Annotated in this window: 12 protein-coding genes and 2 tRNA genes; 8 read left to right on the plus strand and 6 right to left on the minus strand. The window is 42.5% G+C overall.

Going from position 1 to position 12606, the window contains the following annotated elements; genetic code table 11:
* Positions 1 to 86: 86 nt before the first annotated feature.
* From ACP2AF_RS01720 to ACP2AF_RS01740, 5 genes are read left to right on the plus strand one after another with little or no spacing between them, the layout of a single operon-like run.
* Positions 87 to 1064, plus strand: coding sequence for a M23 family metallopeptidase (locus tag ACP2AF_RS01720; protein WP_425234519.1), 978 nt, complete (start codon positions 87 to 89; stop codon positions 1062 to 1064).
* Positions 1064 to 1393, plus strand: a complete 330-nt coding sequence (locus tag ACP2AF_RS01725; protein WP_425234520.1) for a MerR family transcriptional regulator — start codon at positions 1064 to 1066, stop codon at positions 1391 to 1393. The genes ACP2AF_RS01720 and ACP2AF_RS01725 overlap by 1 nt, the downstream gene beginning before the upstream one ends.
* A gap of 21 nt (positions 1394 to 1414) precedes the next feature.
* Positions 1415 to 2014, plus strand: coding sequence for a LemA family protein (locus ACP2AF_RS01730; RefSeq protein ID WP_425234521.1), 600 nt, complete (start codon positions 1415 to 1417; stop codon positions 2012 to 2014).
* Positions 2015 to 2018: 4 nt separating this feature from the next.
* Positions 2019 to 2456, plus strand: a complete 438-nt coding sequence (locus ACP2AF_RS01735; RefSeq protein WP_425234522.1) for a TPM domain-containing protein — start codon at positions 2019 to 2021, stop codon at positions 2454 to 2456.
* Positions 2437 to 3237, plus strand: a complete 801-nt coding sequence (locus ACP2AF_RS01740) for a TPM domain-containing protein (RefSeq protein WP_425234523.1) — start codon at positions 2437 to 2439, stop codon at positions 3235 to 3237. The genes ACP2AF_RS01735 and ACP2AF_RS01740 overlap by 20 nt, the downstream gene beginning before the upstream one ends.
* Before the next feature lie 284 nt (positions 3238 to 3521).
* Here the strand turns inward: ACP2AF_RS01740 and ACP2AF_RS01745 are convergent, their stop codons facing one another.
* Positions 3522 to 5354: a metallophosphoesterase gene (locus tag ACP2AF_RS01745; protein WP_425234524.1), complete on the minus strand. Its 1833-nt coding sequence runs from the start codon at positions 5352 to 5354 to the stop codon at positions 3522 to 3524.
* 144 nt (positions 5355 to 5498) lie between these two features.
* A complete protein-coding gene (der, locus tag ACP2AF_RS01750; RefSeq protein ID WP_425234525.1) occupies positions 5499 to 6803 on the minus strand; it encodes a ribosome biogenesis GTPase Der in 1305 nt (434 codons plus the stop codon).
* Between the two features lie 78 nt (positions 6804 to 6881).
* Here der and ACP2AF_RS01755 point away from each other — a divergent pair, with 78 nt between their 5' ends.
* Complete coding sequence (locus ACP2AF_RS01755) at positions 6882 to 7373, plus strand: GTP-binding protein (protein WP_425234526.1); 492 nt, start codon at positions 6882 to 6884, stop codon at positions 7371 to 7373.
* Positions 7374 to 7418: 45 nt separating this feature from the next.
* Here ACP2AF_RS01755 and ACP2AF_RS01760 read toward each other — a convergent pair whose 3' ends face one another.
* The 3 genes from ACP2AF_RS01760 to ACP2AF_RS01770 form a co-directional block, all read right to left on the minus strand.
* Entirely contained in the window at positions 7419 to 8954 is a 1536-nt protein-coding gene (locus ACP2AF_RS01760) for a choice-of-anchor I family protein (RefSeq protein WP_425234527.1), read from the minus strand.
* A 129-nt stretch (positions 8955 to 9083) separates the two neighbouring features.
* Positions 9084 to 9968 (minus strand): GTPase Era, encoded by an 885-nt coding sequence (gene era, locus ACP2AF_RS01765; RefSeq protein ID WP_425234528.1) that lies wholly within the window; start codon positions 9966 to 9968, stop codon positions 9084 to 9086.
* On the minus strand, positions 9955 to 11322 hold the full coding sequence (locus ACP2AF_RS01770; RefSeq protein WP_425234529.1) for an alanine/glycine:cation symporter family protein: 1368 nt from the start codon (positions 11320 to 11322) through the stop codon (positions 9955 to 9957). The genes era and ACP2AF_RS01770 overlap by 14 nt, the downstream gene beginning before the upstream one ends.
* A gap of 225 nt (positions 11323 to 11547) precedes the next feature.
* On the opposite strand from ACP2AF_RS01770, the gene ACP2AF_RS01775 reads away from it, so the two are divergent.
* Both ACP2AF_RS01775 and ACP2AF_RS01780 read left to right on the plus strand, forming a co-directional pair.
* Positions 11548 to 11620 (plus strand) — tRNA-Met (locus ACP2AF_RS01775).
* Between the two features lie 165 nt (positions 11621 to 11785).
* Positions 11786 to 11859, plus strand: a tRNA-Arg gene (locus ACP2AF_RS01780).
* A 559-nt stretch (positions 11860 to 12418) separates the two neighbouring features.
* Here the strand turns inward: ACP2AF_RS01780 and ACP2AF_RS01785 are convergent.
* Positions 12419 to 12547, minus strand: a complete 129-nt coding sequence (locus tag ACP2AF_RS01785) for a hypothetical protein (protein WP_422083482.1) — start codon at positions 12545 to 12547, stop codon at positions 12419 to 12421.
* Between the last annotated feature and the right edge of the window lie 59 nt (positions 12548 to 12606).

Consider the following 12606-nt stretch of genomic DNA (forward strand, 5'->3'; position numbering starts at 1 on the left):
TACAAATTTTAACGGTTTGTACAAAACAATTTTTATATTTGTTTGTTTTGTTAAAAGAAAGCACAAAAATAGGATAAAATCCATTCATGTCTAAGGTAAAGTATTATTACGACCCGGACACCTTGTCCTACCGAAAGATAGAGCCCAAAAAATCCAAGCGCTATTGGAATATCGCTTTTTTTTTCCTTGGGTCATTATTATTTGGCCTATTATGTCTGATCCTATTATTGAATACCAATTTAATAAATACGCCAAGGGAATTGTCCTTACAGCGTGAGGTAAAGAATTACGAGTTACAGTTTGAGCTTTTGAACAAAAAAATGGAGCAAATTGAGGAAGTTTTGGCCAATATAGAGGATCGCGACAATAACATTTATCGTCTATATTTTGAGGCCAATCCTATCCCGGAAGAACAAAGAAGAGCTGGTTTTGGAGGGATTAATCGATACAAATCCTTGGAAGGCTTCAATAATTCTGAAATGGTCATTGCTACAACCAAGCGCCTCGACATCATTAAAAAACAAATGGCCATACAATCCAAGTCTTTGGATGAGATTACCAAATTGGCCAAGGAAAAGGAGAAACTATTAGCCTCAATTCCTGCCATACAACCCATTAACAATGAAGACCTTACCCGAATGGCATCAGGTTTCGGTTGGCGGTCAGACCCCTTTACCAAAGCTAGGAAAATGCATAGGGGTATGGATTTCACTGCGCCTAGGGGCACACCTATATATGCAACAGGCGATGGTAAGGTAACTCGGGCGGACAATAGGTCTTCAGGTTTTGGTAAACATATCCGTATAGAACATGGGTATGGATATATGACCCTTTATGCCCATTTAAGTAGATACAACGTGAAAAGAGGACAAAAGGTAAAGCGTGGAGACATCATTGGCTTTGTAGGGAATACAGGACGCTCCGAAGCTCCTCATGTACATTATGAAGTGTGGAAGGATGAGGAACGCATAAACCCCATAAACTTCTATTATGGAAGTTTGTCGGCGGAAGAATTCGAGAATATGCTCAAATACGCTACTCAAGAAAATCAATCCTTGGATTAATGTACGTAGAGCTGCCTGAAAAACGATACTATGGTATTGGCGAAGTCGCCAAGGCCTTTGGGGTAAACACGTCTTTGATACGTTTTTGGGAAAAGGAATTCGATGCGCTCAAACCCAAAAAAAATGCCAAAGGCAATCGAAAATTCACTCCTCAGGACATCAATAACCTACGCTTGATTTACCATCTGGTCAAGGAAAGGGGATTTACCTTGGAAGGCGCAAAGATCCATTTGCGTGAAAGTAGGCAGAAAACCTTGAATAATTTCGAAATTATCCAAAAGTTGGAACGGATAAAAGCCGAGCTTTCCAAAATAAAAGAGCAACTATAAATCAACTTTAAATACACTACCATGAAAAAGGGATTAATTATTTTAATTATTCTTGGGGTCATTGCTTTTGGCCTCTACCAGTGGGCCGTAGGGTTTAACAATACGGCCGTAGAATTGGAGGCGGATGCCAAGACGGCTTGGTCCAATGTAGAAAGTGCCTACCAGCGTAGAAATGACCTCATCGGAAATTTGGTCAAAACCGTTCAGGGTGCCGCAGACTTCGAACGGGGAACGCTTACCGATGTAATAGAAGCTCGCGCCAAGGCCACTTCTACTAACATAGATGTAAACAATCTCACTCCTCAAAGTATGGCGGCCTTTCAAGAGGCTCAAAGTGGATTAGCAGGTGCCCTTGGCAAACTAATGGTTGTAGTGGAACGTTATCCTGAACTAAAGGCCAATCAAAACTTCTTGGAATTACAGGCCCAACTTGAGGGAACGGAGAACAGGATAAATGTGGAACGTAATCGGTTTAACGAAAAGGTAAATCTTTATGACATCCACACCACCAAGTTCCCGGGTAAGTTGTTGGCCGGACTCTTCGGTTTTGATGAGATGGCCCGTTACCAAGCTGATCCAGGTTCGGATCAAGCACCGGACGTAGAATTTGACTTTAACTAACCTTATGTCCAAGGTAGAGGAATTTCTAACCGCCGAGGAGGAGCAGGAAATTGTCCAGGCCATTTTGCAGGCCGAAAAGAACACTTCAGGGGAAATCCGCGTGCATATCGAAGCACATACTGAGCTAGATTATCTCAATCGGGCCAAGGAAGTTTTTCATATGCTTAAAATGGACAATACCAAAGAAGAAAATGGGGTATTGATCTATATTGCCGTGAACGACCGCAAATTTGCCATTTATGGGGATAAAGGTATTGATAGGGTGGTACCCAAGGGATTTTGGGAAGCTACCCGTGATGCCATACAGATCGCGTTTAAGCAGGGTAATTTTAAACAGGGCATTATTAATGGAGTTCTAAGTGCGGGCAAGGAATTGGAATCCCATTTCCCATGGCAGCATGGGGATATAAATGAACTAAGCGATGAAATTTCTAAAGGTTAGTCTTCTACTTATTGGCCTTTGCTTCTGTGGATTTACTTTCGCTCAGTTCCAGATTCCCGAAAAGCCCAAAAAACAGACCAGTGTCTATGATTATATAGGTCTTTTGCCGAATAGTCAGGCTAAAGCGTTGGAACAAAAACTAATTCGTTATTCCGATAGTACTTCAACACAAATAGTCATAGCGATCATAAGTTCTACGGAAGGGGAGAACATCAATTACCTTGGGGCCCAATGGGGTCAAAAATGGGGTATAGGCCAAGCTGGTAAGGATAATGGTATTCTAGTGCTTTTGGCTAGAGATGATCAAAGAATCGCCATAAATACGGGATATGGCGTAGAGGGTAATCTTACGGATGCGATGTCCCGACGTATTATAGAAAATGTTATTATACCCCGATTCAAGCAAGACGACTACTATGGTGGACTTAACGATGGTGTTGACTCCATTTTTAAGGTATTGACTGGAGAATTTAAGGAAGAGCGGACTTTTGGCGATGACGAGTCGTTTCCAATGGGCTCCATACTACCTTTTATTGTTTTTATAATCATACTGATCATTCTTTCGCGCAGAAATCGAAAAGGTGGTGGACGCGGTGGCAAACGTTCTTCTGGCCTGGATATTTGGGATATCATTATCCTCAGCAATATGGGGCGTGGTGGATTCGGCGGTAGTTCCAAAGGAGGCTTCGGAAGTGGAGGTGGTTTTGGAAGTGGCGGTGGATTCGGTGGCGGCTTTGGAGGAGGTGGTTTTGGCGGCGGAGGCGCTTCAGGAGGTTGGTAATTTCAAATTCGAGGTTACTGGTCACTGGGTCTTGATTATGGGCTGCTGGTTACTGGATACTAAGTTTGACCTTACCTGAATATTGCTGTCATTTTTCTAGTCGATACTGGTTATGAAATCGGGCAATAGATACCAGGCTCAATCGTCCCTTCTTTAATTGAAGTGAAGCAGTATGAGAACCCTTGAAAAAAAGATAGGAAGAGCCCGCACAAAGTTCAATGGAACAATGACCAAAAATTAAATTCAGGGCGTTTCAATTCATCATGGTGTCAACTGTGGACTAATCATTCCCTAAACAACATCCCGGATCCAGGGATATCTTCCGTACTGTTCCAGGCAGGAAACCAAAAGTGGGTCGTAGGATTTTCATCTTTGCTATCAAAATCGTAATATCCTAGGCCAAATCGTAAGTTAGACCAGTTCTCGCCGTTCATTTTTCTGACGTATTCCAAAGGGAAAGCAACTTCTATGGTAGCACCTTTTTCGGTCCTTTCTTCTGCGAAGTTCACCTTAAACGGTAATTCCTCTTCATCATAAACAGGATTCTCTTCTTTAAAGGTTCTCAGGTAAGCTATCCAATCCTCACCTCTTCCTTCTCCACCATTGAAAGCGCTAAGATGTTGAGGACGGGCGTCCAGCCCTAAGATGAGGGCATCTTGATCCCCAAAAGACCCTTCTTCGTCAATGAAAAAATTATCGTCCGTGAGTTTAATCGCCACATAAAAATAATCTTCGTTATAGGCGGTGGCAAATTGTAAGGAGAAATCATCAACACCACTAAAATCAAAAGGTGAACCTTCCACATTTTCAACAGATATCCATTGCATTTCCTTCCATTCTTTTAAGTCTCCATCTACTTTAATCTTAGAGGCCTCTTTGATCTTGTATTTGAAAAACGGGACATACTTCAAAACCGAAGAAAAACTTACGTTAGGCTGGGAGTCAAACTCATAGGTAATATCTGCCTTAATCTGCAATGGATTCAAATCGGTAAGTGCACTTTTGTCCAAATTGGTAAGGTTTAGTGCAAAGGTCTCCACATCATTGGGGTTTACTTCAAATGAAGTCCGTTCCAATTGATAAAACAACTTATCATGGTTATAGCCGGTGAGCTCAACTCGCATTTTGGTATCGCTTTGATTGGTGGCCTTAACAGTTGCAATCATATTTTGTGGGTGGGTGTCATCCGAATAAATCGGCATAACTTGAATAGGAAATGGCCTGTTACGTACTAAATCCACCAAGGCTTCGGTAACCACATTTTCATCCCATATTCCTTCAAGAAATAAGTTGGCCAAAATAGGTCCTTCCTCCGTCATGGTCACCCAGACCACATGATCAAACTCGCCATAGGCCTTTCCCCTTAATCCACTTCCTCCTCCTGTCGTTGCCAAGGCAATATATTTTCCATTATTCTGGTCGGTTTTCCAATAGCGGTGGTAATGGCCCGCAAATACATTGTGGTTTCTTTGGGCCAACAGACGTTCAACGTCCTGCCATCGTTTGGTATCTTCCTGTACCCATAAGGGTTGATGCAAAAAAACCAGGGTCCATTTTACATCGGTATTTTCCTCCAAAGTCTTTTCAATATATGCATACTGTTCATCATCTATAGTGCCACGTCCTGCTCCACGAATATTGTCTTCGGAATTTAAGCAAAGAAAAAGGACATCCTTATATATAAAATGATAGTATGCCACCCCGAAAAGTTCCTTCCATTTATCCTCCATTACCTTGTTGGTAATATCATGGTTACCCGGTACATAAAAGAAAGGCGCCTCCAGTAAATCAATAAAGCCCTTAAATTCTTTCCATTCGGCATTTAATTGCACGGTGTCCTTGGTGTAGCCTTCTATCAAATCGCCTACGCTCATAACAAACTCCGGTTGCAATAAGTTCAATTTTTTAATCCCTGTAGGGAAGACCCCAGGACGATGACCCCCGGTTCTGTCTGTGACAATGGCGAATTGAAATTGCCCTGGGGCAGCATTCCATTCTGTATGGTTCCAGGGCTTCTGTTGGGTGGGAATGTCAATGTAAATGGTAGGCTTATCCTGGGCATTGCTTACTGTAGAAGCTAATAGCAGGATAAGAAGGCTTACAGCAATGCGGCACATAATTAGTTTTTTTGAAAGATGAAAAAAAATGATAAATAAATGTACTTTTTCAAATTAAGATTGAGTTAAAAATTACCTCAATTGGTCCAAGAAATAAACTCAAAATAGGAACATCTGACTCAAATGCCCCAAAGCCCGAGAAGCTTATTTCTTACGCATAAAAATAGACATGGGAACACCCGTAAAGACGAAGTGTTCCCGCAACTTGTTCTCTAAAAACCGCTTGTAAGGGTCACGTACATATTGAGGCAGATTACAAAAGAAGGCAAATTGTGGAAAAGGAGTGGGCAGCTGCGTAATGAACTTTATTTTTACGTATTTTCCTTTATAGGCGGGTGGTGGCGTATTCTGGATAATGGGCAGCATAATATCGTTCAACTTACGGGTGGGGATACGTTTGGAGCGATTTTTATATACCTCTACCGCCGTTTCTATGGCCTTAAAAATACGTTGCTTCGTCAATACCGAAACAAAGAGGATGGGTACATCGGTAAAAGGCTCCATGGCCTGTTTGATCTTTTGGGTGTACTGCTTCATGGTATGGGTTTCCTTATCACTGACCAAATCCCATTTATTGACCAAAATTACGATGCCTTTATTGTTTCGTTGCGCGAGCCAAAAAATGTTTTCGACCTGGCCATCGAAACCCCGGGTTGCATCGAACAAAAGAAGGCATACATCACAATGCTCAATAGCCCTTACCGAGCGCATTACGGAGTAAAACTCCAAATCCTCCTTTACTTTGGCCTTCCGGCGTATACCCGCCGTATCCACCAAATTGAACTCAAAACCGAAGCGATTGTATTTGGTGTCTATACTGTCCCTAGTGGTCCCTGCAATATCGGTGACAATGTAGCGCTCCTCTCCGATTAACGCATTGATAAACGAGGACTTTCCGGCATTAGGTCTCCCGACCACGGCAAATCTGGGCAAATCGTCCTTTTCCATTTCCTTTTCGGGCAAGACCTTTACCAAATCGTCCAAGAGCTCACCGGTTCCACTTCCATTGATACTGGAAAGGGTATAATATTCACCTAGCCCCAACGCATAAAATTCTACGGCATCCGCAGCCCGTTTTCCGTTATCCACTTTGTTGACCGTTAAAAAAACCGGCTTGTCTATTCTTCGAAGTAATTTTGCCACATCCTCATCCATACCGGTTACCCCGGATTCCACATCTACCATAAAGATAATGGCATCCGCTTCATCTATGGCCAATTCTACCTGTTTGTCGATTTCCTTTTCGAAAACATCGTCACTGCCCACAACATAACCCCCGGTGTCTATTAAAGAAAATTCCTTTCCGTTCCAATCGCTCTTTCCATAGTGGCGGTCACGTGTAACTCCACTAATGGCATCCACTATGGCCTCACGGCGCTGAATGAGACGGTTAAAAAAGGTAGATTTCCCCACATTTGGCCGCCCTACAATGGCTACGATAGCACTCATTCTTCATTGGTTTGCGGCAAAAATACCATTAAAATCTGAAGAAAAAGCACTATCTTTTAGTTGCTTAAGTTGTTTACTTTGAAAACACTACCCAATGATATTGTTCTAAGACCCAGGTTTCAGTTGGAGTTACCAAATAAGAAGGAAACGGTTTTGGAAGCCTTTGAGCAAACAAAAAAAAATCCCTTCTTGTTGAAAAGAATAGATGACCATGTGTTTATCAAGTTCAACAGGGAACACATCCATTTTTGGTCGCCTCAATTGCATTTGGAAATCAATGAAGTTGATGTAAAGAACAGTAAGCTCTACGGCCTTTTTGGACCTAACCCTACTTTATGGACTTTCTTTATGTTCCTTCATTTTGGTGTGGGGACGTTTTTTATCATTTTTGGAATCTGGGCCTATTCTTATGCTTCGCTTGGCAGACCCTACGGACTTCAGCTGGGGGTTATGATTTTTATGGTAATCCTATGGTTTGTACTGTACGCTTTTGGAAGGGTGGGAAAACGCAAAGGCAAACCCCAAATGCGGGAACTGTATCAATTTATGATGGAGACCCTGACCGATTGATTTCACAATCGGTCAAAAATCATCCATCCCAATCAATTAATTACACTAATTTTCGTAAAAAGTAACAGTTCCACTTACCTCGTTACTAACTACCAATACATCTTTTCCTGAAGGGCTATACTCCGCAGGAATGGCCAATACGCCTTCCGGGCCAATATCTCCGGCATTGGATAGGATATCCATAAAAACAGGTGCGTATGGATCGGTGATATCATAAATCATCACCTGATTATTTCGTTCCAGACCTACAAAGAGAATATACTTTTCTCCAACTTTCAAGACTTCTACTGCTTCGGGTTCCGCCCCCTTATCATCACTTCTTCCATCTTCCCCATTAAATACATCCGGGGTAAGGCTTAAAGTCTGCATGGCTATATCATTACCACTATCATATACCAATTGACCGTTCCCTGTCCAAATGGTAAAGGAGCGTGCGCCATAACTATACAATTCTTCAAAATAACCATCCCCATCCGTATCGCCCAGGGTAGTAGTGATTTTTAATCTCCCTAAAACGGTCTCATCCTGTAACATTGCTGCATCCGGAAAAACAGTGGGATCCAACATTATATCTTCAATACGCTCTTCTTCAATAAATCCTGGAGTGCCTTCATATTCCCTGGCGTCTCCTTCATTGGCCGAAATGATATACTCCGTACCATTTATTTTTGCATAGGCAATTGCGTCCGGCTGATAGATTCCGAATACCGGGTAACTGGCCAGCTCTGTTTTGTCGTCCTTATCACTGGGGTCTATTTCGTTGCCAGGCATGGAATAATCCTTGAATCCTAAAGGATAGATGGCCTCTACCTGCTTGCTCTCCAAATCTACTTTGGCCACCCCATTATTTTCCTGAAGGGCGATCCAAGCTGTTTTTGAGTCTTCCGAAATGGCAACATATTCCGGCTCCACGTCCATGGCAAGAGTTGCATTGGGACCAAACACTCGGAACCCACCTTCAGCGAGGGTATGTACATCCATGTTAAACCCTTCAAAACCTATGGTTTCTACGGTACTTTCATTAACATTAACAATACTTACTGTTCCATAAGGGTCATTGGTATAATCATCGTTAGGTTCTCCCTCATTGGCCGAAACGACGTACTTTCCATCGGGTGAAAAGGTGACCATATCCGGTAACGAACCCACGGTAAACGCCTTTAACAAATTTTGGGTCTCCGTATCAAAAAGTTTGATATAACCCGGATCTTGTTTCGTTTCACCTTCTACGGCAACGGCCAACATACCATTTTTTACCGCTACACTATTAGGAGCTCCAAAACCTGAAATGGCAATGGAGGAAAGTTGCACCGGGGCATCGAGGTCCGAGATGTCATAGACGGATATGCCATTGGTCTCCACATTGACCGTAAACAGTTTCTTGGTCATGGAATCATACGCCGAAATCTCAGCAGCCCCTTCACCACCTACCTGAATGGTATTTTTATACACAAAATTTACATCCATTGTTGGATCATCATCGTCATGCCCATCCGGGTCACCAAGAAAATCATCCAATTTATCACAGGAAAAAATAGATAAGAGTAACCCCAGGGATAGGATTCTAGTAAAAAGTTTCATCTCAAGTTGGTTTTTTAGATTGATGACAAGATGAAACTTTCAATAGAACTAAAGGTTAGCTAAAACCTAAGTTATGGTTAGCTAAGTAATAGGAAAAGGTTAGGTTTAGGAAATGTAAATGTTAATCACCTAATTATTGTAGCCAAACCGCTTAAGCTGTCGGGAATCGTTACGCCAATTTTTATTTACTTTTACATATAGTTCCAAATGAACCTGTTTGCCAAAGAATTTTTCCAGGTCCTTACGAGCCTCTACGCCCACACGCTTTAGGGCGGTGCCCTTGTGCCCAATTATGATTCCCTTTTGCGAATCGCGCTCAACCATAATTACGGAACGCATACGGATGATATCCTTGTCTTCCAGGAATTCTTCGGTTTCTATTTCCACTGAATATGGAATTTCCTTTTTGTAGTGTATCAGTATTTTTTCACGTATGGTCTCATTGACAAAAAAACGTTCCGGTTTGTCGGTTAATTGATCTTTGGGATAATAGGCAGGCGCTTGGGGCAACAATTCGATTATTCGATCAAAGACTCCTTTAACGTTAAAGTTCTGAAGCGCCGAAATGGGATGTATCTCTACCTTGGGCAACGTTTCTTGCCAGTGTTGTACCTGTTCTTCCAGAAGCTCCTGGGAGGCACTGTCTATTTTATTCAATAGTAAAAGAACAGGAATCTTACTGCTCTTGATCTTATCTAGGAATCGTTCATCCTTTAATGCTTTTTCCCCAATTTCCACCATATATAACAATACATCGGCATCCTCAAAAGCCGATTTTACAAAATCCATCATACTGGATTGCAATTCGTATGCTGGCTTGATGATTCCCGGGGTATCGGAAAGGATAAGCTGAAAATCATCACCATTGACAATACCTAAAATGCGATGCCTAGTGGTTTGTGCCTTGGAAGTGATGATGGACAACTTTTCACCCACAAAGGCATTCATCAGGGTTGATTTTCCCACGTTGGGATTGCCTATGATATTTACAAATCCAGCTCTATGTTCCGACATGTTTCCGTTTTTCGAAATAGATTTTCATTTGCTGGTTCACCTTTGGTGATAGGTAAAGCACAGCCAACATATTTGGAATCACCATAAGGGCATAGGCCAAATCGATCAGATTAATGACCAAATCAACGGAAGCGACCGCGGCAAAAACAATGGTTCCCACAAAATACCAGTTATAGTATTTCCCAATCTTGGCATTGGTTAGAAATGAAAGACATTTTACTCCATAATACGAATAGGTAAAGAGCGTTGAGAGCGCAAAGGCAGATACGATAACCATAAGCAAAACGTCCCCAAAGCCAAACAATGTCTTTTTAAAGGCGATCAATGTCATCAAAATGCCATTACTTTCCGCTTCCAAATAGGCTCCGCTTAAAATAATGACTATGGCGGTAAGAGTACATACAACAATGGTATCGATAAAAGGTCCCAACATTGCGACCAGACCCTCTTGTACTGGTTCGTCCGTTTTGGTCTGACCATGATACATAGGTGCGCTCCCGAGTCCCGCCTCATTGGAAAACATAGCTCGCCTCACTCCAAGGATAATCAAGCCCCAAAGACCGCCCTTGACCATAGTATCCAGATTAAAAGCCTCGGTAAAAATTAATTTTAGAGAGGGTCCTATTTCCGAGGTATTGGTCATCATGACCACCAAAACAGCCAGAAAATATAGCAACACCATAAACGGAACTAGCGTGGATGCCACTTTGGCGATTTTTTTTAGCCCTCCAAAAATAACGAAGGAAGTGATAAGGGCCAGAATAATCCCAACTATCAATTTCCAATTAAAGTCCCCCAATATAATCAAGTTTTCGTCTGGTCTTACGACATTCATAAAGGTCTGCGTAAACTGATTTGCCGTGAATACGCCTAAAAAACCAAACAGCCCCGCTATGCAGAAAAAACTGGCCAGAGGCTTTGCTTTTTGCCCTATCCCTTGAATGATATAGAACATGGGGCCTCCCTGAAGCTTACCTTCGGAATCCTCTCCCCGAAACATTATAGAAAGGCTACAAGAATAGAATTTAATGCACATCCCTATAATCGCCGTAATCCAAATCCAGAAAACGACTCCGGGTCCCCCCATGTAAATGGCAATGGCTACGCCGGAGATATTTCCCAGGCCCACCGTGGCAGCTACTGCCGCGGATAACGCCTGTAGGTGACTTACATCTCCTTTTGCCTCTTCCTTATCATGTTTCCCTGCCGTTATTGCAATGGCATGACCAAAGTAGCGATAGGGCAAAAACCTAGATTTAAAAACAAGAAAAAGTCCGCCACCAATTAAAAGAATCAGCATAGCCCATTCTGTATAGGGCAGCATTGCGGATAAAAAATCATTAAACGTCTCCATAGGCGCGTAAAGTCCCGAAGGTATGGATTTTCTTAATTTTCATTGGAGTGGTTCACGAAATAATTCTTTTTTGGTAGGATTTGATAATACTAAAAAACCGTTGTATCTTTGCCGTCCACATCGCGGGGTAGAGCAGTATCCTTCGACTTGGCTCAGGACAGGGTACCTACCGGTACTGAGTAAACAAAATAAACCAGGTGCCCATAAAGCACTTTTAAGATACATCGCGGGGTAGAGCAGTAGGTAGCTCGTCGGGCTCATAACCCGAAGGTCGCTGGTTCGAGTCCAGTCCCCGCTACTAAGAAGCCCCAAGGAAACTTGGAGCTTTTTTGTTTATAGGGTCGCTTACCCGCCCGTACCGAACGGCACGTTCGGGTGGGGCTCAGCCGGATACCGATCTAGAGGCAGGTAGTAACATCTGCTTTCTTGGCAGAAGAACTTAACATATTGGAATACGACACAAGGTCGCGTAGCTCAGCTGGATAGAGCATCTGCCTTCTAAGCAGACGGTCACAGGTTCGAATCCTGTCGCGATCACTTAAAGCGGAAAGTCCACCACTTTGTTGGTGGATTTTTTGTTTTATGGAGCGTATAAAAGCCAAGGGCTTTGCAATACTCGGAATAAAACGGAAAAACAGCGGCGCTAGCCGATGCACTTTCCATTTTCATCAGGGGCCGCCAAGGAAAACCGCAGGTAATCCTGTCGCGATCACGAATAAATCAACAAAAAATTGAAAACGAAGCGGGCTGAAAACATTGCTCGCTTTTGTTTTGCTGTAAGGATATCCAATCCTGTCGCGATCACGACACTTAGAAAGTCACGCCCAACGGCGTGGTTCCTTGTTTTGAGGAAAAACCGGACGCAGTTCGGGTTTTGGATTAAAACAAGGGCCTAGGGCGACCGTCCGGGGTTTTCTATTTGCAACATTGAACACAAAGGAAAACCGCAGGTAATCCTTCCGCGATCACGAATAAATCGACAAAAAATTGAAAACGAAGCGGGCTAAAAACATAGCTCGCTTTTGTTTTGCTGTAAGGATATCCAATCCTTACATAATTAGAGGGTTTTCAAGGGGGTTTGGGTGATACCCCACCATTAAAAAACATAGCCCAAAAGCCAATACAAAATAATAAATAGCACTAAAAACCCTATACAGCCACATTTTCCTCCGCCAAGCTTTTTTGCGCCCCAGCCCGCCAATAACGCCCTAATTATATTTTTCATTCTTCAATGATTTGTAGTACCATAAAACTATATAGAATTATAGGATTGCCGTCAATATA

Source organism: Ulvibacterium sp. (genome assembly GCF_965248315.1).
Lineage (GTDB): Bacteria > Bacteroidota > Bacteroidia > Flavobacteriales > Flavobacteriaceae > Ulvibacterium.

What these genes read in the sequence shown, in the direction of transcription:
- ACP2AF_RS01720 (WP_425234519.1), top strand. Translation starts at nt 87, where the DNA reads ATGTCTAAGGTAAAGTATTATTACGACCCGGACACCTTGTCCTACCGA.
- ACP2AF_RS01725 (WP_425234520.1), top strand. Translation starts at nt 1,064, where the DNA reads ATGTACGTAGAGCTGCCTGAAAAACGATACTATGGTATTGGCGAAGTC.
- ACP2AF_RS01730 (WP_425234521.1), top strand. Translation starts at nt 1,415, where the DNA reads ATGAAAAAGGGATTAATTATTTTAATTATTCTTGGGGTCATTGCTTTT.
- ACP2AF_RS01735 (WP_425234522.1), top strand. Translation starts at nt 2,019, where the DNA reads ATGTCCAAGGTAGAGGAATTTCTAACCGCCGAGGAGGAGCAGGAAATT.
- ACP2AF_RS01740 (WP_425234523.1), top strand. Translation starts at nt 2,437, where the DNA reads ATGAAATTTCTAAAGGTTAGTCTTCTACTTATTGGCCTTTGCTTCTGT.
- ACP2AF_RS01745 (WP_425234524.1), bottom strand. Translation starts at nt 5,354, where the DNA reads ATGTGCCGCATTGCTGTAAGCCTTCTTATCCTGCTATTAGCTTCTACA.
- der (WP_425234525.1), bottom strand. Translation starts at nt 6,803, where the DNA reads ATGAGTGCTATCGTAGCCATTGTAGGGCGGCCAAATGTGGGGAAATCT.
- ACP2AF_RS01760 (WP_425234527.1), bottom strand. Translation starts at nt 8,954, where the DNA reads ATGAAACTTTTTACTAGAATCCTATCCCTGGGGTTACTCTTATCTATT.
- era (WP_425234528.1), bottom strand. Translation starts at nt 9,968, where the DNA reads ATGTCGGAACATAGAGCTGGATTTGTAAATATCATAGGCAATCCCAAC.
- ACP2AF_RS01770 (WP_425234529.1), bottom strand. Translation starts at nt 11,322, where the DNA reads ATGGAGACGTTTAATGATTTTTTATCCGCAATGCTGCCCTATACAGAA.
- ACP2AF_RS01785 (WP_422083482.1), bottom strand. Translation starts at nt 12,547, where the DNA reads ATGAAAAATATAATTAGGGCGTTATTGGCGGGCTGGGGCGCAAAAAAG.